Raw genomic sequence first — 18,387 nt, forward strand, 5'->3', positions numbered from 1 at the left:
CGTGACCGCCACCATCCTGGTGCTCGGCGCCGGCATGGTCGGCACCTGCACCGCGCTGCACCTCCAGCAACGCGGCTTCGACGTCACGCTGATCGACCGCCGCCCGCCCGGCCAGGAAACCTCCTTCGGCAACGCCGGGCTGATCCAGGGCGAGTCGGTCGAGCCGTATCCCTTCCCGCGTGACCCCGGCTTCCTGCTCGACGTGGCGCTCGGGCGTGGGGCGGAGGTGCATTGGCATCTGCGCGGCCTGTGGCAGATGGCGGGGCCGCTGCTGCGGTATTTCCGGAACTCCCACCCGCAGGCCCACACCGTGGCGACGCAGCACTACAGCCGCCTGATCGCTCACGCCACGGCCGAACACGCGCCGCTGATCGCCGCCGCCGGGGCGGAGGATCTGGTGGTGCGCGAGGGATTCCGCTTCGGGTTCCGCACAGCGCGGGCCTTTGACGAGGGGGTGCAGCGGGCCCGGGCGCTGGAAGCGGGTTTCGGCGTGCGGCACCGGGTCGAGGACGGCGCGGCGCTGGCCAAGGCCGAACCCGCGCTGCGCCAGACGCTGGCCGGCGCCGTGCATTGGCTCGATCCCTGGGCGGTGCGCAACCCGGGCGCGCTGGTGCAACGCTATGCCGCGCTGTTCGTCGCCCGCGGTGGGCGGGTGCTGACCGGCGACGCGACCACGCTGCAACGCGCGGGCGCCGCCTGGAGCGTGCAGACCGACGCCGGCCGCGTGGAGGCGGCACAGGCCGTCCTCGCGCTCGGGCCGTGGGCGGACGGGCTGATCCGCACGCTGGGCTACCGTTTCCCGCTGTTCCTCAAGCGCGGCTACCACCAGCACTACCGCGCCCCGGTCACGCTGCGCCAGCCGCTGCTGGACGCCGAGCGGGGCTATGTGCTGGCGCCGATGGAGCAGGGATTGCGGCTGACCACGGGCGCGGAGTTCGCGCCGATCGACGCGCCCGCCACCCCGGTGCAACTCGCCAAGGCGGAAGCCCTCGCCCGCGAGTGGGTCGACCTGGGCGAACCCGTGGCCGGCGCGCCGTGGCTGGGCGCGCGGCCCTGCACGGCGGACATGCTGCCCGTGATGGGGCCGGCGCCGCGACATCCGGGGCTGTGGTTCAACTTCGGGCATGCGCACCAGGGGTTCACGCTGGGGCCGGTGGCGGGGCGGCTGGTGGCGGAGATGGTGGCGGGGGAGCGGACGTGGATTGATGCGGGGGCGTATTGGCCGGGGCGGTTTGGCTGAGATCAGAAGAGGCTCTAGGCACCCAGACGCGCAACCAGCCGCCGTGTCATCGACTTCACTTCCACGGCCAGTTGCCCCGCAAAGATCCGCCCACTCGGGGTGAGCTGAGGGGAGATCTCGCTCACCGCCTGGTCGATCGCCGCCGGCACCTTAGCCGCCAGCGTCCGCGCCACCGATTGCAGGTAGCGGGGTCCCATGCCGAGCTGTTCCGCCAACCCCTGCACCTGCGCCGCCCCCATCTGGCCGGGCAACACCTCGCCCCCGAGATTGAACGCGAACTCCTTCGACAGCCCCGGATAGACCCGCGTGCACATCAGGTCATAGAACGGCGTGAGCCGCACCCCCTGCCCTGGCCGCCAGTAGACCGACAGGTTCTTGGCGTGGCTGTCGTTGTTGCCCACGTACAGGTTGAAGAAGAGCCATTGCACGAGGGCCTGCAGATCCTGGGCGGGGCTGCTGCTGTACTGGCGCAGGATCTGGGCGCAGCGCACCACGCCGGGACCGCCTTCCTTCTCGTACTTCCGCTCCGAGGCGATGCCCGCGAGCTGGCAGAAGTCGTACTGGATCAGCCGCCCCAGCGCGCCGTCGTCGCGGATGAACCGGTCGAACCGCTCGACGACGCAGGCGCGGGTCAGCGGCTCGTAAAACACCTGGGCCGTACGCAAGCCGCAGTGGGCCGCCGTACGCATGATGATCGCCTCGTTGGCAGCGGACTCGCGGACCTTGGGCAGCCGCCGGATGTCGGGCTTGAGGATGTGCGTGGACGGTGCCGCCCCCTTCGGCAGCAGCGGCGTCTGGCCGTCCAGGATCGCGATCGAGGCCTTGTCCTGTGCGCCGGCCAAGGAGATGCGGGTGTGGCCGTCCTCGGTCTGAATCGCGGCTGCCGATCGATTCCGGATCGTGTCGGCCAAGGCAGCCCAAGTCGTGGGTTCGTACACCGCGGGCTGTGGCAACTGCCCCTGCGGCAGCAGTACGAAGGCACCCGCCGTGTCACCCGCCACTTCGCGCAGCAGGGCAAACAGCGTGGACGCCTTGCGCTGCTGCGACAGGTAGACCCGCAAGTCCCCTTCCGGCAGCAGGTTCTCAAAAAACGCCAGCACCTCGGGCGACGTGATCAGGCCGGGTTGCAGCCGGATCGCGGACAGCGGGAAGGCACCAGGACGCGCCAGCCAGGTCGGCGCATACGTGAAGCTCACCGGCTCGGTGTCGTGAAGCGTGCCGACGCACTCGTCGTCATGGAAGACATCCAACGCGGTCACAGCGCCGACCTCGACGCCTTCGACCGCACCGTCACCTCCAGGCCCAGCAGCTCCAGCACATCCAGCACCTTCTGCAACTGCACAGTCGGCTTGCCCTTCTCAATGTCCACGATCAGGCGGTTGCCGGTGTTGCCGATGCCGGCCAGGTCGATCTGACGCAAGCCCTGGGACTGGCGCTGCGCACGCACCACCTGGCCGATGTCGGCGGCGGTGCGCAGCACCACAGGATGATCAAAATGACCGATCGGGATTTTTTGAGATTCATCAGGCATCGGTGATCTCCGAAATTACCGTTCGGTAATTTAAGACGAACATCGCGCGACGTCTATCGGAAAATTACCGATCAGAAATTCATGGTCGGACGTGGTTGCCCGCTGGCGGAACATCAGCCCAGACACACCCCGATCTCCCGCGCACACGCCAGCAAGGCGTGGTCCGCCGGCACACACCGGTTCTGCCCCGCCACCGACGCCAGCGCCACGCTGCTCAGGCGCCCGCCCTGCAGCGTCACCATCCGCCCGAATTCGCCGCGCCGCAGCAGCCGCGCCGCCTCGTTGCCGTACTGCGTCGCCAGCACGCGGTCGAAGGGCGTCGGACTGCCGCCGCGCTGCACATGGCCCAGCACCGTCGCGCGCACCTCGCTGGCCAGCAGCGGCTGCAGTTGCGCCCGCAGCCTGTGGGCGACACCGCCGAGGCGGATCGGATCGGGGCTGCCGGCGACGGTGCGCTCCACCGTCATCGCGCCGCCGGCCGGCTTCGCCCCTTCGGCGATGCAGACCAGCGTGGCGCGCCGCCGGGCGCTGCGGGCGCGGCAGACCTCGGCGATGCGGGCCACGTCGTAGTCGATCTCCGGCAGCAGGATCACGTCGGCCGCACCCGCGATGCCCGCCTCCAGCGCGATCCAGCCGGCGTAGCGGCCCATGGTCTCGACGATCATCACGCGGCCGTGGCTCTGGCCGGTGGTCTGCACGCGCTCCAGCGCGTCGGTGACGGTGGCGACCGCCGTGTCGAAGCCGAAGCTGCGCTCGCAGCCGGCGATGTCGTTGTCGATCGTCTTGGGCACGCCCACCATCGGCACGCCGCCCACCGCGCCAAGCCGCGCGGCGATCGTCATCGTCCCGTCGCCGCCGATGGCAACCAGCGCGTCCAGGCCGAGTTCGCGCTGGTAGGCGACCACATCGGCCGACACATCGGCACCGCGCCAGGCGAAGGGGCTGGCGGTGTTGCTGGTGCCGAGGATGGTGCCGCCGATGGCGAGGATGCCGCTGACGTCGTCCCAGCCCAGCGGGCGCACGCGGCGCTCGATCAGGCCGAGGAAACCGTCCTCGATGCCGATCACCTCGGCGCCGCACTGGCGGATCAGCGACTTGGTGACGGCGCGCAGCACCGCGTTGAGACCGGGGCAGTCGCCGCCGCCGGTGAGGAGTCCGATGCGCATGAACAGGTCCTTTCAAACTGTCCGCCCAGTCTAGGGCGCGTCCGTGTGATCACGGCACCGGTGCGCTCCTAGAATGGCCGCCCATGCACATCCACATCCTCGGCATCTGCGGCACCTTCATGGGTGGTGTCGCCGCACTGGCCCGCGAAGCCGGCCACCGCGTCACCGGCTGCGACGCCAATGTCTACCCGCCGATGAGCGACCAGCTCCGCGCCCTCGGCATCGACCTCATCGAAGGGTTCTCGCCCGACCAGCTGGCGCTGAACCCCGACCTCTACGTCGTCGGCAACGTCGTCAGCCGCGGCAATGCGCTGATGGAGGCCATCCTCGACGCCGGCCTGCCCTACACCAGCGGCCCGCAGTGGCTGGCCGAGAACGTGCTGCAGGGCCGGCACGTGCTGGCGGTGGCCGGCACGCACGGCAAGACCACGACCACTTCGATGCTGGCGTGGATCCTCGAACACGCGGGGCTGGAGCCGGGTTTCCTGGTCGGCGGCGTGCCGCAGAACTTCGGCGTCTCGGCCCGGCTCGGCCGCGTGGCGCCGGGCGCGCCGTTCGTGATCGAAGCGGACGAGTACGACACCGCCTTCTTCGACAAGCGCAGCAAGTTCGTCCACTACCGCCCGCGCACCGCCATCCTCAACAACCTCGAATACGACCACGCCGACATCTTCCCGGATCTGGCCGCCATCGAGACGCAGTTCCACCACCTCGTGCGCACGGTGCCGTCGCAGGGGCGGCTGGTCGTCAACATCCGCGAGGACGCGCTGAAGACGGTGCTCGCCCGCGGCTGCTGGACACCGGTGCAGTTCTTCGGCGCCCGCAAGGAAGAACCCGGCGCGCTGCGCAGCCGCGGCGAGCCACACGCCTTCGACGTGCTGCGCGGCAGCATGAAGGTCGGCCGCGTCGACTGGTCGCTGCTGGGCGAACACAACCAGCTCAACGCGCTGGCCGCCATCGGCGCCGCCGAACAGGTCGGCGTCAGCCCCGCGGTGGCGGGCGAGGCGCTGAGTCTGTTCGAGAACGTCCGCCGCCGCATGGAGCTGCGCGGCGAGGCCGGCGGCGTGAAGGTCTACGACGACTTCGCCCACCACCCGACGGCGATCCGCACCACCGTCGACGGCCTGCGCCGGCGCATCGGCGACACGGCGCGCATCCTGGCGGTGTTCGAGCCGCGCTCCAACACGATGAAGCTCGGGGCGATGAAGTCGCAGTTGCCGTGGGCGCTGGAGGAGGCCGATCTGTCCTTCTGCCACAGCGCAGGACTCACCTGGGACGCCCGCGAGGCGCTGTCGCCGATGGGCAAGCAGGCGCGGGTCTGCGACACGATTCCCGAGCTGGTGGACGCCGTCGTGCGGCTGTCGCGCCCGGGGGACCAGGTGCTGTGCATGAGCAACGGGGGCTTCGGCGGCGTGCACGCGAAGCTGCTGGAGGCGCTGGCGAAGAAGGCGTGACGGCATGCACCCCGCCACGCCCCACACCACCCACCTGCTCTACCTCCACGGCTTCCGCTCCTCGCCGCAGTCGATGAAGGCGCAGAAGATGGCCGCCTGGGTCGCGGCGCACCGGCCGGACCTGACGTGGTGGTGCCCGCAACTGCCGCCCTCGCCCGCCGAGGCCATGGCGCTGGTCGCGGCCGGCACCCGCGACTGGCCCACCGACACCCGTGCCGTGATGGGCAGCTCGCTGGGCGGTTTCTACGCCACCGTGTTCGCCGAGGCGCATGGCTGCCGCGCCGTGCTGATCAACCCGGCCATCGACCCCGCCCGCGACCTGACGAAGTACATCGGCGAGCTGACCGCGTGGCACGACCCGGCCGACCGCTTCTTCTTCCGCGCCGAGTTCATCGATGAACTACAGGCGATGGCGCCGGGTGCGCTACGCGAGCCGGCGCGCTACCAGGCCTGGGTCGCCAAGGGCGACGAGGTGCTGGACTGGCGCGAGATGTCGGCCCGCTACGCCGGGACCGAGCTGCACCTGCTCGACGGCGGTGACCACGCGCTCAGTGACTTCGACACGCACCTGCCGGCCATGCGCGGCTTCCTGCACCTGGATTGACCACCGATTCCAACACCCCGAAAACGAGAGAAAGCCACTCCACCATGCGACTCCAAGACAAGGTCTCGATCATCACCGGCGCCGCCCAGGGCATCGGCCTGGCCACCGCACTGAAGTTCGCCCGCGAAGGCGCCGTCGTCATCGTCTGCGACATGAAGCCCGAGGCGGTGGACGCCGCGGTCGCGCAGTGCCGCGCGGCGGGCGCACGGGCGGCAGGCTTCGCCGTCAACGTCACCGACCGGGCCGCGGTCGATGCGATGGTCGCCGCCGTGAAGGCGCAGTTCGGTCGCATCGACGTGCTGGTCAACAACGCCGGCATCACCCGCGACGCGCGGCTGCAGAAGATGACCATCGAGCAGTTCGACGCGGTGATCGACGTGAACCTGCGCGCCGTCTTCCACTGCGCGCAGGCGGTGACGGACACGATGGTCGAGCAGGGCTCGGGCGTGATCCTGAACGCCAGCTCGGTCGTCGGCATCTACGGCAACTTCGGCCAGACCAACTACGCCGCCAGCAAGTTCGGCGTCATCGGCTTCACCAAGACCTGGAGCCGCGAACTCGGGCCGAAGGGCATCCGCGTCAACGCGGTCGCGCCGGGCTTCATCGAGACGCCGATCCTCTCGACCATTCCCGACAAGGTGCTCGACGGCATGCGCGCCGAAGTGCCGCTGCGCCGCCTCGGCAAGCCGGAGGAGATCGCCAACGTGTACGCCTTCCTCGCGAGCGACGAGGCGAGCTATGTGAACGGGGCGGTGCTGGAAGTGGCGGGCGGGCTGACGGTCTAGCCACGAGACGCCGCACTCAACTCTCCCTGCAGACCGCCGATACGACCTGAGACACGGTCCTGTGCACACGGGCGCTGCCGTGACAACACGGGAGCGTTTCAGGCATGCAGCAGACGGCGATCGGATGGCGGAATGTTCGGCAGGTGGCCATGGCCATGGCCTTGCTGTGGAACGGACTGGCCGCAGCGGCCCCACACATCATTCCGGGTGCGGGCCCGCCGGAGATCGGCCTGCGCGCCCTGGCCGCGGAATTCACGCGCCAGCGACCCGGCACCGTCATCGACATCCCCCCGAGCGTCGGCATTGCCGGGGGTCTGCGCGCCCTGCAATCGGGCGAAGCATCGGTTGCACGGCTGGCGCGGCGGCTGACCGAGGACGAGCTGCGCAGTGGCGGCCTGCAGCAGGTGGTCTACGGCGCGGACGCGGTGGTGTTCGTGACCGGCCGCGATGTGCCCGTCACCAACCTCACCGAAGCCCAGGCGCTGGCGCTGTTCAGCGGCGCCACCGACGACTGGGAGGCGCTGGGCGGCCCGCCCGCGCCGGTGCTGGTGTTCTACCGCGAGGCCAGCGAAATCGCGCACCAGGCCCTGCGGCGCCACATCCCGGCCTTCGCGCAGGTCAAGTTCACCGCCTCGGCCAAGCTCGCGAACTCGGACACCGAGATGCGCGAGGGGCTGGCGCGCTACCGCACCGCGCTCGGCTGGATGACGCTGTCCACCTCGGATGTCCGCGATGACCGGATCCGGGCGCTGCACTTCAACGGCATCGCCGCCAGTGCCGACACGGTGGCCAGCGGTCGCTACCCGATGAAGGTCGAGCACGTGCTGGCCTGGCGGGAATCGCAGCTCGACGAGGACCTGCGGCGCTTCCTGGCCTTCGTCACGTCGGCCGAAGGCGCGCAGGTGCTGCGCAAGCTGCAGATCGCCGTGCCCCGCGCCCAGCCGAAATGACCAGTGCCCTGGCGCGGGCCGTGCAAGTGGTGTGCGGCGGTCCGGCTCCACCGGGCGCACAGGCTTCGGGACAAGCACGCTGGCTGAGCCGCTTTCCGCTGGGCCTGCAGGTGCTGGGGTTCATCAGCGTGCTGGCGGTGGTGGTCATCGGGTCGAGCTACCGGGCCTATGTGGACTCGGCACAGGCGCTCATCCGCGAGTCCGAAAGCGAACACCTGATCGGCGCGGCACTGGTGGCCCGGGCGCGCATCGAGGCCGAGTCGCGGGTGCTGGTGAGCACGACGCAGTCGCTGGCCCGGCACCCTGCCGTGCGCGAGGCGCTGCAGGAAGGCACCACGCCGGGCGTGCTGGCCGCGGTCGGCAAGGAAATGGAGGCGGTCTTCGACAGCACCGGCCTCTCGACCCTCGACCTGATCGACCGCCGCCGCGTGATCGTCCACCGCGCGCCCACCACGGCCGTGCGCGGGCTCAAGGCATCGGTGTGGGGCGTCGCCGAGGCGCTGGGCGGCGAGGCGATGCTGCAGACCGCCAAGGAGGCCAGCGGCGGCCTGATCGTGCGCTCGATCGTTCCGGTGCCGGACCTCGACGGGCGCGTGGTCGGCGTCGTGATGGCGGGGACACGCTTCGACAACCCGTTCGCACGCCGCATCGCACAGGACAGCACGGTCGAGCTGGCCATCGCCACCCCGATCGGCGTCGTCGCCCGCTCGTCCGACCGGTTCCACATGACCCCGACGCTGCACCAGAAGCCGCTCGAACAGGCCCTGTTCGAGCGCCGACCGGTGCTCGTCTTCGACCTGGACCAGGACAACCTGCGCCAGTACGTGCCGGTCCGGCTGGGCGACGAGACCTTCGTGCTGATCGTCCAGGGGGACGCGCAGGCGGCACAGGCCCATGTCGTCGTCGCCGCCCGCGAGGCCACGCGCTCGGCCATGACGATGTTCGGGCTGGCGATCGTGGCGACCAGCCTGTTCGCGATGACGCTGGGGCGGCGGCTGCGCCAGATCAAGACCCAGGCCGAGCACCTGGCCCGGGACATCACGGGCGAGGTCCACGTGAGGCCTGCGGGCAGGAGCCTGCCCTTCGCCAGCGGTGGCTGCGAACTCGACGCGCTGGAACACGTCTTCGACCACACGGCCCGCTCGGTGGCCCGACACCACGAGGCGCTGCACCGCGCCAAGGTGCTGGCCGAACATGCCGCCGACAGTGACCCGCTCACCGGCCTGCCCAACCGGGGCTGCCTGATGCGCATGCTGTCGAACCGGCTGGCCGAACAGCCGGGCGAGGACTGGGCGCTGCTGTTCCTCGACCTCGACGGCTTCAAGCAGGTCAACGACCAGCGTGGCCACGATGTCGGCGACGCGCTGCTGTGCGAGGCGTCGGAGCGGCTGGTCCGGCTGGTCGGACGCCGGGAGGACGTGACGCGGCTCGGGGGTGACGAGTTCGTGCTGATCGCGCATGCGGACGGCCCGCCGCTGGCGCCGCAGCGGCTGGCGCAGAAGATCATCCATGCGCTGGAGCAGCCCTTCCACCTCGAAGCGGACGCTCCGCCGGTGCAGGTCTCGGTCTCGATCGGCATCGCGCTGCATCCGGAGCACGGCCGCGACGCCAGCACCTTGCTCAAGCACGCCGACATGGCGCTCTACGCCGCCAAGGGCGCAGGGCGGCGGACGTACCGGCTGTATGGCAGTCCGTCGGAATCGATGGGGACTTGATGCGCCACGGGACCAGCGGCCATCGGCGACAATCCCGCCCCTATGAATGCCCTCTTCGAAGACGCCGGAAAATTCCTCGCCGGACGCGTGATGTCGGAAGCCGAAAGCTCGATGCAGATCGAGCTGGACTCCGGCAAGCGTGTCAAGGTCAAGGCCGCCAATGTGCTGCTCAAGTTCGAGAAGCCCTCGCCCGCCGAGCTGATCGCCGAGGGCCAGCGTCTGGCCGAGGAGATCGAGCTGGAGCTGGCGTGGGAATTCGCGCCCGAGGACGAGTTCGCCTTCGCCGATCTGGCGCGCGACTACTTCGACGCCAAGGCCGGCCCGACCCAGCAGGCGGCCGCCCTGTTCAAGCTGTTCCACGCGCCGCACTATTTCCGCCGCATGGGCAAGGGGCTCTTCCGCAAGGCGCCCGAGGACATCGTCAAGGCCGCGCTGCTCGCGATCGAGAAGAAGGCGCAGGTCGCCGCGCAGATCGAGGTCTGGACCACCGCGCTGATCGCCAGCCAGTGCCCGGAGCCGGTGCGCAACGAGCTGTACAAGATCCTGTTCAAGCCAGACAAGAACGGGCCGGAATACAAGGCCGTGGTCGAAGCCGCCAAGCGCTCGCAGCGCGCACCGCTCGACCTGCTGCTCGACTGCAAGGCCATCGACAGCCCCTACCAGTTCCACTGGCGGCGTTTCCTGTTCGAGACCTTCCCCAAGGGCACGAATTTCCCCGCCGCGCTCACGGCCCCCGCCATCAAGGACGAGCTGCCGCTGGCCTCCGTGCGTGCCTTCTCGGTGGACGACTCGGCCACGACCGAGATCGACGACGCGCTGTCGGTGCAGGGACTGGGCACGGGCACCGTCATCTTCGGCGTGCACATCGCCGCGCCCGCACTGGCCATCGCCCCCGATTCGCCCATCGACAAGGTGGCGCGCGACCGGCTGTCCACCGTCTACATGCCCGGCTGGAAGCTGACCATGCTGCCGGACGACGTGGTGCAGGCCTACACGCTGCAGGAAGGGCGTGACTGCCCGGCCGTGTCGCTGTACGTGACGATGGACGAGGCGACGCTCGAAGTGAAGTCCAGCGAGACGAAGCTGGAGCGCGTGCCGATCGCCGCCAACCTGCGCCACGACAAGCTCGACGCGGTGGTGACCGAGGCGGCGCTGACGGGCGCGGCGCCGGCGGACTTCCCGTTCGCGGCCGAGCTGTCCTTCGGCTTCCGGCTGGCCAGGCACCTGAAGGCGCAGCGCGAGGTCGTGCGCGGCAAGCCGGAAAACTTCAACCGGCCGGACTACAACTTCAAGCTCGTCGATGCTGCCGGCCAGTCGCCGGTGGAGCCGCCGAGCGGCCACGAGACGGTGCAGATCAGCGAACGCCGCCGCGGCGCACCGCTGGACACCATCGTCGCCGAGGCCATGATCCTGGCCAACAACACCTGGGGCGGCTGGCTGGCCGAGCTGGGCGTGCCGGGCATCTACCGCAGCCAGGCGAGCATGGCGCCGGGCGTCAAGGTCCGCATGTCGACCCGCGCGCAGCCGCACGCCGGCATGGGTGTGGCGCACTACACCTGGGCCACCTCGCCGCTGCGGCGCTATGTGGACCTCGTGAACCAGTGGCAGATCATCGCCTGCGCCCGCCACGGCCGCACCGCCGCGCTGGTCGCGCCGTTCAAGCCCAAGGACATGATGCTGATGGCGATCATCTCCGGCTTCGACACCGCGTACTCGGCCTACAACGGCTTCCAGAACGCCATCGAGCGCTTCTGGACGCTGCGCTGGCTGACCCAGAACGGCATCACCGAACTCGACTGCGCCGTGATGAAGGACGGGCTGGTGCGCGCCGACACGCTGCCGCTGGTGCTGCGCGCCGCCGGGGCGGACGCGATGCCACGCGGTGCCCGGGTCCGTGTGCGGCTGGGCGAGCCGGACCTGCTGACGCTGGAAGTCGGCGGCAGCGTGCTCACCCGCCTGGATGACTCGACCCGCAGCGACGACGACGCCGTGCTCGAAGACGATGCCGAGGAAGGTGCCGAGGCCGCCGCGACCGGACTGGCCCTGGCGATCGACGTGCATGACGCCGATGCATCCACCGACACCGCGGCGCCAGTACCATCGGCATCCTGACCCACGTCCGACACGCCGACACGCCGACCCGCCGACCCGCCGATCCACGATGCAGCGTCTCAAGCAACTCTCGACCCTCCAGACCGCCCTGCTCCTGTCGGTCGGCCTGCACGCGGCGGTGCTGATGGTGCGGGTCGTGGATCCGCAGGCCTTCGACCGGATCCTGCAGGACACACCGCTGGAGGTGGTGCTCGTCAACGCCAGTTCGGCCGAGGCTCCCACCAAGGCCCAGGTCATCGCCCAGCGCAACCTGGCGGGCGGTGGTGATGCGGACAAGGGCGTCGCCACCTCGCCACTGCCGCCCTCGCCTGCCGACCAGGCCGGCAACGCCATCGACGACGCCACGCGCCAGATCGAGCAGATGCAGGCCCAGCAGACGCAGCTGCTCACCCAGATCAAGCGCGAGCTGGCCCGGCTCAACACCCCCGACCCCGTGCAGGCGGCCGACAAGACCCCCTCCGCCGCGCACGCCGAGGAGGAGCGCCGCCGCCAGCTCATCGACCAGCTCGCACAGATCGAGAAGCGCATCAACGACGAAAACGCCCGCCCGCGCCGCCGCTACGTCAGCCCCGCCGCGCGCGAAGGCGTGCACGCGATCTATTACGACTCGCTGCGCCGCCGCATCGAGGACATCGGCACCCGCAACTTCCCCGAAGCCGACGGCGCCAAGCTCTACGGCGAACTCAGCATGCTGATGGAAGTCGACAGCCTGGGCCGGGTCGTCGAGGCCGAGGTGATCAAGACCTCGGGCAACCGTGCACTCGACCGCAAGGCGCAGTCCATCGTGCGCGGCGCTGCACCGTACGGCCACTTCACGCCGGCCATGCGCAGCCAGTTCGACCGGCTGGTGTTCGTGTCGCGCTTCCGCTTCACGCGGGACCAGGGCGTGCAGGCCTCGGTCGAGGATGCCACGCCCAAGAACGCCCCCGCGCAGTGAGCGCCCCGGACACCCCACCCACCGTTTCACTTTCCCCACGCCCGCCATGGACCGCTACGCCGTGATCGGCCACCCCGTGGAGCACAGCCGCTCCCCCGACATCCAGGCCCGCTTCGCGGCCCAGACCGGCCAGTCGATCGACTACACCCGCCTGCGCAGCCCGCTCGACGGCTTCACCGCGACGGTGCGCCAGTTCGCCGCGGACGGCGCGCATGGCTGCAACGTCACCGTGCCCTTCAAGTTCGAGGCCTGGCAGCTCGCCCCGCGCCGCACGCCACGCGCCCAGCGCGCCGAAGCCGCCAACACGCTGCGCTTCGACGCCGACGGCTGGTGGTGCGACAACACCGACGGCATCGGGCTGGTGCGCGACATCACGGTCAACGCCGGTGTGGCGCTGGCAGGCCGGCGTGTGCTGCTGATCGGCGCGGGCGGCGCGGCAGCAGGCGTGCTCGGGCCGCTGATCGAGGCCGGCCCCAGCGCGCTGGTCGTCGCCAACCGCACCGCAGAGAAGGCGCAGGCGCTGGTCGATCGCCACGCCGATCTGGCACGTGACCACGGCGTCGCGCTGAGCGCCGCGCCGCTGGACGCACCCGGCACGGCCTTCGACATCGTCATCAACGGCACGGCCAGCAGCCTGTCTGGCGCTGGCGTGCCCGTGCCCGCCAGCGTGCTGCAGGCAGACGGGCTGGCGGTGGACATGATGTACGGCGCCGGTGCGCGCGCCTTCCTCGACTGGGCGGCGCAGCATGGCGCCACCGGCCGGGACGGGCTGGGGATGCTGGTCGAGCAGGCTGCGGAAGCCTTCTTCGCCTGGCGCGGCGTGCGGCCGGACACGGCGCCGGTGCTGGCCGCGCTGCGGGCGCAGGTGGACGGCGTCCGCTGAACCCGCGATGACGGCCACAGCCCCGCTCTGGCGCAGCCACCTCTGGCGGCTGCTGGCCCTGCTGCTGCTGAGCGCGGTGGCGCTGCAGCTCTACTTCGTGCTGCGCATCGCGCTGATGGTGGTGGTCGATCCGCAGTCGACGCCCTTCCAGCGCAGCGAGATCTGGCGTCTGGCCACGGAACAGGGCCAGGTGCTGTGGAGCCAGGCGTGGCGCGACCGCGACCAGCTCGGCCCGCACCTGCAGCGTGCCGTGATCGCCAGCGAGGACGCCGGCTTCAACGAGCACAGCGGCGTCGAGTGGGATGCGCTGGAAAAGGCCTGGGAACGCAACCAGCGCGCCGAAGCTTCGGCAGAGAAGCGCAACGGGCTGATCGAGCAGCGCGAGCAGAAGGCGGCCAGCCGCGGCAAGCCGCTGGCCACGCCGCTGCGCCGGGTCGAGCCCAAGGTGGTCGGCGGCTCCACCATCAGCCAGCAGCTCGCCAAGAACCTCTTCCTGTCCGGCGAGCGCACCGCCGCACGCAAGGGCCAGGAGTTCCTGCTCACCTTCATGCTCGAAGGCCTGCTGGACAAAGGGCGCATCCTGGAGATCTACCTCAACAACGTCGAGTGGGGCGAAGGCGTCTTCGGCGCGCAGGCTGCTGCCGAGCACTACTTCCACGTCGACGCCGCCCGGCTCGCTCCGGCGCAGGCGGCGCGGCTGGCGGTGATGCTGCCGGCGCCCAAGCGCTTCGAGCAGCGCCCCGGCTCGCCCTACCTCGTCAGCCGCGCCGCGACGATCACTGCGCGCATGGGGGCCGTTCCACTGCCATGACTGCCTACAACACCCTGACCGAAGAAATTGCCGCCAGTGCCGCCCGGCTGGTGGTCGAGGAAGGCCTGGAGTACGGCCCCGCCAAGCGCCGTGCCGCCCGCGACCTGGGCCGGGGCGCGTCACGCAGCGTGCACATGCCGGACAACGACGCGGTGGAGGACGCCGTGCGCGAGTACCTGGCGGTGTTCTGCGCCGACACGCAGCCGGCCGAGCTGGCCGCGCTGCGCAGCGTGGCCGCGCTGTGGATGGAGCGGCTGGCCGAGTTCCGCCCGCACCTGACCGGCGCCGTCTGGCGCGGCACCGCCACCCGGCTGTCCGCCGTCCACCTGCAGCTCTACTGCGACGACTGCAAGTCGGCCGAGCTGGCGCTGATCAACCAGGGCGTGGACTACGACGTGGGCAGCGTGAACGGGCCGCGCCACCAGCCGGTCGACGTGCTGAGCCTGGCGCAGCGCTGCGATGCGCTGGGCGAACCCGTGACGGTGTTTCTCACCATCCTGGACCATGACGACCTGCGCGGCGCCCTCAAGGCCGACGCCCAGGGCCGCACGCAGCGCGGCGACCTGGCCGGTCTGCGCCGCCTGATGAACGAGGAGAACACCCCATGAACCGCAGAAGCTGGATCGGATTGAGCGCCGGCGTGGCCGTGGTGGCCGGCGGGTCGGGCTGGTGGGCCCGGCAGCGTGCGGCCACGCCGGCCCTCCAGACGGCAGCCCCGGCCGCCGCGTCGGCGTCGGGCAGCGGTGCGCAAGCGCCGTGGTCCCTGCGCTTCGACCGGCCCGAGGGCGGCACGCTGGCACTGGCTGACCTGCGCGGGCGGCCGCTGCTGATCAATTTCTGGGCGACCTGGTGCCCACCCTGCGTCAAGGAAATGCCGCTGCTCGACACCTTCGCCCGTACCCAGGCCGCACGCGGACAGGCCGGCTGGCAAGTCATCGGACTGGCCGTGGACGGCCCCACGCCCGTGCGCGAGTTCCTGGTGAAGACGCCGGTGGGGTTTCCGATCGGACTGGCCGGTTTCGGCGGCACCGAACTGGCGCGCCAGATGGGCAACACGACCGGGGGCTTGCCCTATACCGTGGTGCTGGGTGCGGACGGTCAGGTGCTCCACCGCAAACTGGGTGAGACCAATCTGAAAGAACTGCAAGAGTGGGTCGGTGCTGCAGGCGCAGGCACCACAGGATGAACGGTTTGGTTCTTGCGCGAACCTCGGCCCGTGGCATCATCGCGGACCTCGCCGACCGGGTCTCAATTTGTGAAGACCGTCATCGAATGGAACAGAAAAGCGCGTAAAGTCTGGGGTTTGGCTGACAAACCCGCGGCAACACGGCCCATCTGACGCGAGTCCTGCACGCGAACCGACGCGACAGGGCCGCCGCCGGCCAGCGGGGCACGCATCCGACTGCCCCGCTCACTGCAACCCGAGTATCACGGAGCCCCCATGGACCTTCGCAAGCTGAAGACCCTGATCGATCTGGTGTCGGAATCCAACGTCTCCGAACTGGAGATCACCGAAGCCGACGGCAAGGTGCGCATCGTCAAGCAAAGTACGGCACCCGCCATGGTGATGGCCGCGCACTACCCCGGTCAGCCCATGGCCCATCCGGCACCTGCCGCACCGGTGGCGGCTGCCGCGCCGGCGGCACCGGTGGCCGAGGTCATCACCGGCCATGTCGTCAAGTCGCCGATGGTCGGCACCTTCTACCGCGCCTCCAACCCCGGCGCCAAGGCGCTGGCCGACGTGGGCACGGTCATCAAGAAGGGCCAGTCGGTGTGCATCATCGAGGCCATGAAGATCATGAACGAGATCGAGTCGGACGTGGACGGCACGGTCACCAAGGTGTTCGTCGAGAACGGCCAGGCCGTCGAGTACGGACAGCCGCTGTTCATCATCGAATAAGGCCCGCGCCATCATGTTCAAGAAGATCCTGATCGCCAACCGCGGCGAGATCGCGCTGCGCATCCAGCGGGCGTGCCGCGAGATGGGCATCCAGGCGGTGGTGGTGTATTCCGAAGCGGACCGCGACGCCAAGTACGTCAAGCTCGCCGACGAAGCCGTCTGCATCGGCCCCGCCCCGTCGCAGAAGAGCTATCTGCACATGCCCGCCATCATCTCGGCCGCCGAGGTGACGGACGCCGAGGCGATCCACCCGGGCTACGGATTCCTGTCCGAGAACGCCGACTTCGCCGAACGTGTCGAGAAGAGCGGCTTCGCCTTCATCGGCCCGCGCCCCGAATCGATCCGTCTGATGGGCGACAAGGTCTCGGCCAAGGACGCGATGGTCAAGGCCGGTGTGCCGACCGTGCCCGGCTCGGTGGGCGAACTGCCCGACGACCCGAAGGAGATCATCCGCATGGGCCGCGAGACCGGCTATCCGGTGATCATCAAGGCGGCCGGCGGCGGTGGTGGACGGGGCATGCGCGTGGTGCACGCCGAGGCGGCCCTGCTGCACGCCGTGGAGACGACCAAGGCGGAAGCGGGCGCGGCCTTCAACAACCCGGCCGTCTACATGGAGAAATATCTCCAGAACCCGCGCCACATCGAGATCCAGGTCCTCGCCGACCAGCACGGCCACGCCGTCTGGCTGGGCGAGCGCGACTGCTCCATGCAGCGCCGCCACCAGAAGATCATCGAGGAAGCGCCGGCACCGGGCATTCCGCGCAAGGTGATCGAGAAGATCGGCGAACGCTGCGCGGCGGCCTGCCGCAAGATCAACTACCGCGGCGCGGGCACCTTCGAGTTCCTGTACGAGAACGGCGAGTTCTTCTTCATCGAGATGAACACCCGCGTGCAGGTCGAGCATCCGGTGACCGAACTGGTGACCGGCATCGACATCGTGCAGCAGCAGATCCGCATCGCCGCCGGCGAGGAGCTGCCCTTCACGCAGAAGCAGATCACCCAGCGCGGCCACGCCATCGAGTGCCGCATCAACGCCGAGGATCCGTTCAAGTTCACGCCGTCGCCGGGTCGCATCACGATGTGGCACCCGCCGGGCGGACCGGGCGTGCGCGTCGATTCGCATGCCTACAGCAACTACTTCGTGCCGTCGAACTACGACTCGATGATCGGCAAGATCATCGTGCACGCCGACACGCGCGACCAGGCGCTGGCCCGCATGCGCAGCGCGCTGAGCGAGATGCTGGTCGAAGGCATCCAGACCAACATCCCGCTGCACCGGCAGCTGATGTCCGACGCCGCCTTCGTGGAGGGTGGCACCAGCATCCATTACCTCGAAGGCTGGCTGGCCGCACGGAAGTCGCTGGGATGATCGAGCTGACCCTGCTCTGTCCGGCCGACCAGGTCGATGCGGTGTCCGATGCGCTGATGGAGGAGCTGGACGCGCTGGCCGTCACCGTCGAGGACGCGGACGCCGACACGCCCGACGAAGCCCCCATCTTCGGCGAGCCGGGCATGCCCGCGACGCTGTCGGCCAGCATTGGTGGCTGGCAGCGTTCGGTCGTCAAGGCCCTGTTCAACGACGAGGATGCCGCCACCGACGCCTGCACCCTGCTGCTGGCCCAGGACGGCGAGGATGGCGACAGCGCCTTCACCGATCTGCACGTCCAGGGGCTCTACCCCGTGGCGGACCAGGACTGGGTGCGTCTGACACAGTCGCAGTTCGAGCCGGTGCTGATCACGTCCGAGTTCTGGATCGTGCCCTCGTGGCACAAGCCACCGGCAGGCGCCACGCGCGTGATGCGGCTGGATCCCGGCCTGGCCTTCGGCACGGGCACGCATCCGACCACCCGCATGTGCCTGCGCTGGATCGCCCGCCACGCCGATCTGGCAAACCCGTGGCCACGTGTGCTCGACTACGGCTGTGGCTCGGGCATCCTGGCCATCGGCGCCGGACTGCACGGCGCCCGTGACATCGACGCGGTGGACATCGACTTCGCCGCCGTGGAGTCGAGCCGGGCCAATGCAGCAGCGAATGGCGTGACCCTGCACCGGGTCGGTCTGCCGGACCTGGCCGAAGGGCAGTACCCGGTCGTGCTGGCGAACATCCTGGCCGCACCGCTGAAGCTGCTGGCGCCGCTGTTGAGCGGTCATGTCGCACCGGGCGGTTCGCTGGTGATGGCAGGCCTGCTGGAACGCCAGATCGAGGAACTGCAGGCGACGTATGCCCCCTGGCTCGCGCTGGAAGTGGCAGATCGTGAAGATGGCTGGGTGCTGCTGACGGCGCGCCGCCCCTGAAATC

Annotated in this window: 18 protein-coding genes; 15 read left to right on the forward strand and 3 right to left on the reverse strand. The window is 69.9% G+C overall.

All coding sequences use genetic code 11. From position 1 onward, the window contains the following. The first annotated feature begins 1 nt into the window (after position 1). Complete coding sequence (locus BDD16_RS06100; protein WP_179633125.1) at positions 2-1,240, forward strand: NAD(P)/FAD-dependent oxidoreductase; 1,239 nt, start codon at positions 2-4, stop codon at positions 1,238-1,240. A gap of 14 nt (positions 1,241-1,254) precedes the next feature. On the opposite strand, the gene BDD16_RS06105 is transcribed toward BDD16_RS06100, so the two are convergent. From BDD16_RS06105 to BDD16_RS06115, 3 genes are all read right to left on the reverse strand, one after another. After that, positions 1,255-2,499 carry a type II toxin-antitoxin system HipA family toxin gene (locus BDD16_RS06105; protein ID WP_179633126.1) on the reverse strand — a complete coding sequence of 415 codons (1,245 nt, stop codon included), beginning with the start codon at positions 2,497-2,499 and terminating at the stop codon, positions 1,255-1,257. Then, the gene (locus BDD16_RS06110) at positions 2,496-2,720 is read right to left on the reverse strand and encodes a helix-turn-helix domain-containing protein (RefSeq protein WP_310732801.1); all 225 of its coding nucleotides are present in this window, start codon (positions 2,718-2,720) and stop codon (positions 2,496-2,498) included. Before BDD16_RS06110 ends, BDD16_RS06105 begins: the two co-directional genes overlap by 4 nt. A gap of 164 nt (positions 2,721-2,884) precedes the next feature. Next, positions 2,885-3,937 (reverse strand): 6-phosphofructokinase, encoded by a 1,053-nt coding sequence (locus tag BDD16_RS06115; protein WP_179633128.1) that lies wholly within the window; start codon positions 3,935-3,937, stop codon positions 2,885-2,887. Positions 3,938-4,020: 83 nt separating this feature from the next. Here BDD16_RS06115 and mpl point away from each other — a divergent pair, with 83 nt between their 5' ends. From mpl to prmA, 14 genes are all read left to right on the forward strand, one after another. After that, positions 4,021-5,391, forward strand: a complete 1,371-nt coding sequence (gene mpl, locus BDD16_RS06120; protein ID WP_179633129.1) for a UDP-N-acetylmuramate:L-alanyl-gamma-D-glutamyl-meso-diaminopimelate ligase — start codon at positions 4,021-4,023, stop codon at positions 5,389-5,391. A gap of 4 nt (positions 5,392-5,395) precedes the next feature. Beyond that, positions 5,396-5,995, forward strand: a complete 600-nt coding sequence (locus BDD16_RS06125) for a YqiA/YcfP family alpha/beta fold hydrolase (protein WP_179633130.1) — start codon at positions 5,396-5,398, stop codon at positions 5,993-5,995. A 44-nt stretch (positions 5,996-6,039) separates the two neighbouring features. Then, the gene (gene fabG / locus BDD16_RS06130; RefSeq protein WP_179633131.1) at positions 6,040-6,780 is read left to right on the forward strand and encodes a 3-oxoacyl-ACP reductase FabG; all 741 of its coding nucleotides are present in this window, start codon (positions 6,040-6,042) and stop codon (positions 6,778-6,780) included. Between the two features lie 149 nt (positions 6,781-6,929). Then, on the forward strand, positions 6,930-7,730 hold the full coding sequence (locus tag BDD16_RS06135) for a substrate-binding domain-containing protein (protein ID WP_179633132.1): 801 nt from the start codon (positions 6,930-6,932) through the stop codon (positions 7,728-7,730). Next, positions 7,727-9,445 carry a diguanylate cyclase domain-containing protein gene (locus tag BDD16_RS06140; protein WP_179633133.1) on the forward strand — a complete coding sequence of 573 codons (1,719 nt, stop codon included), beginning with the start codon at positions 7,727-7,729 and terminating at the stop codon, positions 9,443-9,445. The genes BDD16_RS06135 and BDD16_RS06140 overlap by 4 nt, the downstream gene beginning before the upstream one ends. Before the next feature lie 42 nt (positions 9,446-9,487). Then, positions 9,488-11,557, forward strand: a complete 2,070-nt coding sequence (locus BDD16_RS06145) for a ribonuclease catalytic domain-containing protein (protein ID WP_179633134.1) — start codon at positions 9,488-9,490, stop codon at positions 11,555-11,557. Positions 11,558-11,606: 49 nt separating this feature from the next. After that, entirely contained in the window at positions 11,607-12,494 is an 888-nt protein-coding gene (locus BDD16_RS06150) for a TonB family protein (protein ID WP_179633135.1), read from the forward strand. A gap of 46 nt (positions 12,495-12,540) precedes the next feature. Continuing rightward, a complete protein-coding gene (gene aroE / locus BDD16_RS06155; protein WP_179633136.1) occupies positions 12,541-13,377 on the forward strand; it encodes a shikimate dehydrogenase in 837 nt (278 codons plus the stop codon). Positions 13,378-13,384: 7 nt separating this feature from the next. After that, on the forward strand, positions 13,385-14,188 hold the full coding sequence (locus BDD16_RS06160; RefSeq protein ID WP_179633137.1) for a transglycosylase domain-containing protein: 804 nt from the start codon (positions 13,385-13,387) through the stop codon (positions 14,186-14,188). Next, entirely contained in the window at positions 14,185-14,796 is a 612-nt protein-coding gene (locus tag BDD16_RS06165; RefSeq protein WP_179633138.1) for a hypothetical protein, read from the forward strand. The genes BDD16_RS06160 and BDD16_RS06165 overlap by 4 nt, the downstream gene beginning before the upstream one ends. After that, positions 14,793-15,374 carry a TlpA family protein disulfide reductase gene (locus tag BDD16_RS06170; protein WP_179633139.1) on the forward strand — a complete coding sequence of 194 codons (582 nt, stop codon included), beginning with the start codon at positions 14,793-14,795 and terminating at the stop codon, positions 15,372-15,374. The genes BDD16_RS06165 and BDD16_RS06170 overlap by 4 nt, the downstream gene beginning before the upstream one ends. 255 nt (positions 15,375-15,629) lie before the next feature. Then, positions 15,630-16,088 (forward strand): acetyl-CoA carboxylase biotin carboxyl carrier protein, encoded by a 459-nt coding sequence (gene accB, locus BDD16_RS06175; RefSeq protein WP_179633140.1) that lies wholly within the window; start codon positions 15,630-15,632, stop codon positions 16,086-16,088. Between the two features lie 13 nt (positions 16,089-16,101). After that, the gene (gene accC, locus BDD16_RS06180; RefSeq protein WP_179633141.1) at positions 16,102-17,457 is read left to right on the forward strand and encodes an acetyl-CoA carboxylase biotin carboxylase subunit; all 1,356 of its coding nucleotides are present in this window, start codon (positions 16,102-16,104) and stop codon (positions 17,455-17,457) included. Further along, positions 17,454-18,383 carry a 50S ribosomal protein L11 methyltransferase gene (prmA, locus tag BDD16_RS06185; RefSeq protein ID WP_179633142.1) on the forward strand — a complete coding sequence of 310 codons (930 nt, stop codon included), beginning with the start codon at positions 17,454-17,456 and terminating at the stop codon, positions 18,381-18,383. Before accC ends, prmA begins: the two co-directional genes overlap by 4 nt. Positions 18,384-18,387: the final 4 nt, after the last annotated feature.

The sequence above is a fragment of the Sphaerotilus montanus genome, assembly GCF_013410775.1.
Classification (GTDB): Bacteria; Pseudomonadota; Gammaproteobacteria; order Burkholderiales; family Burkholderiaceae_C; genus Sphaerotilus; species Sphaerotilus montanus.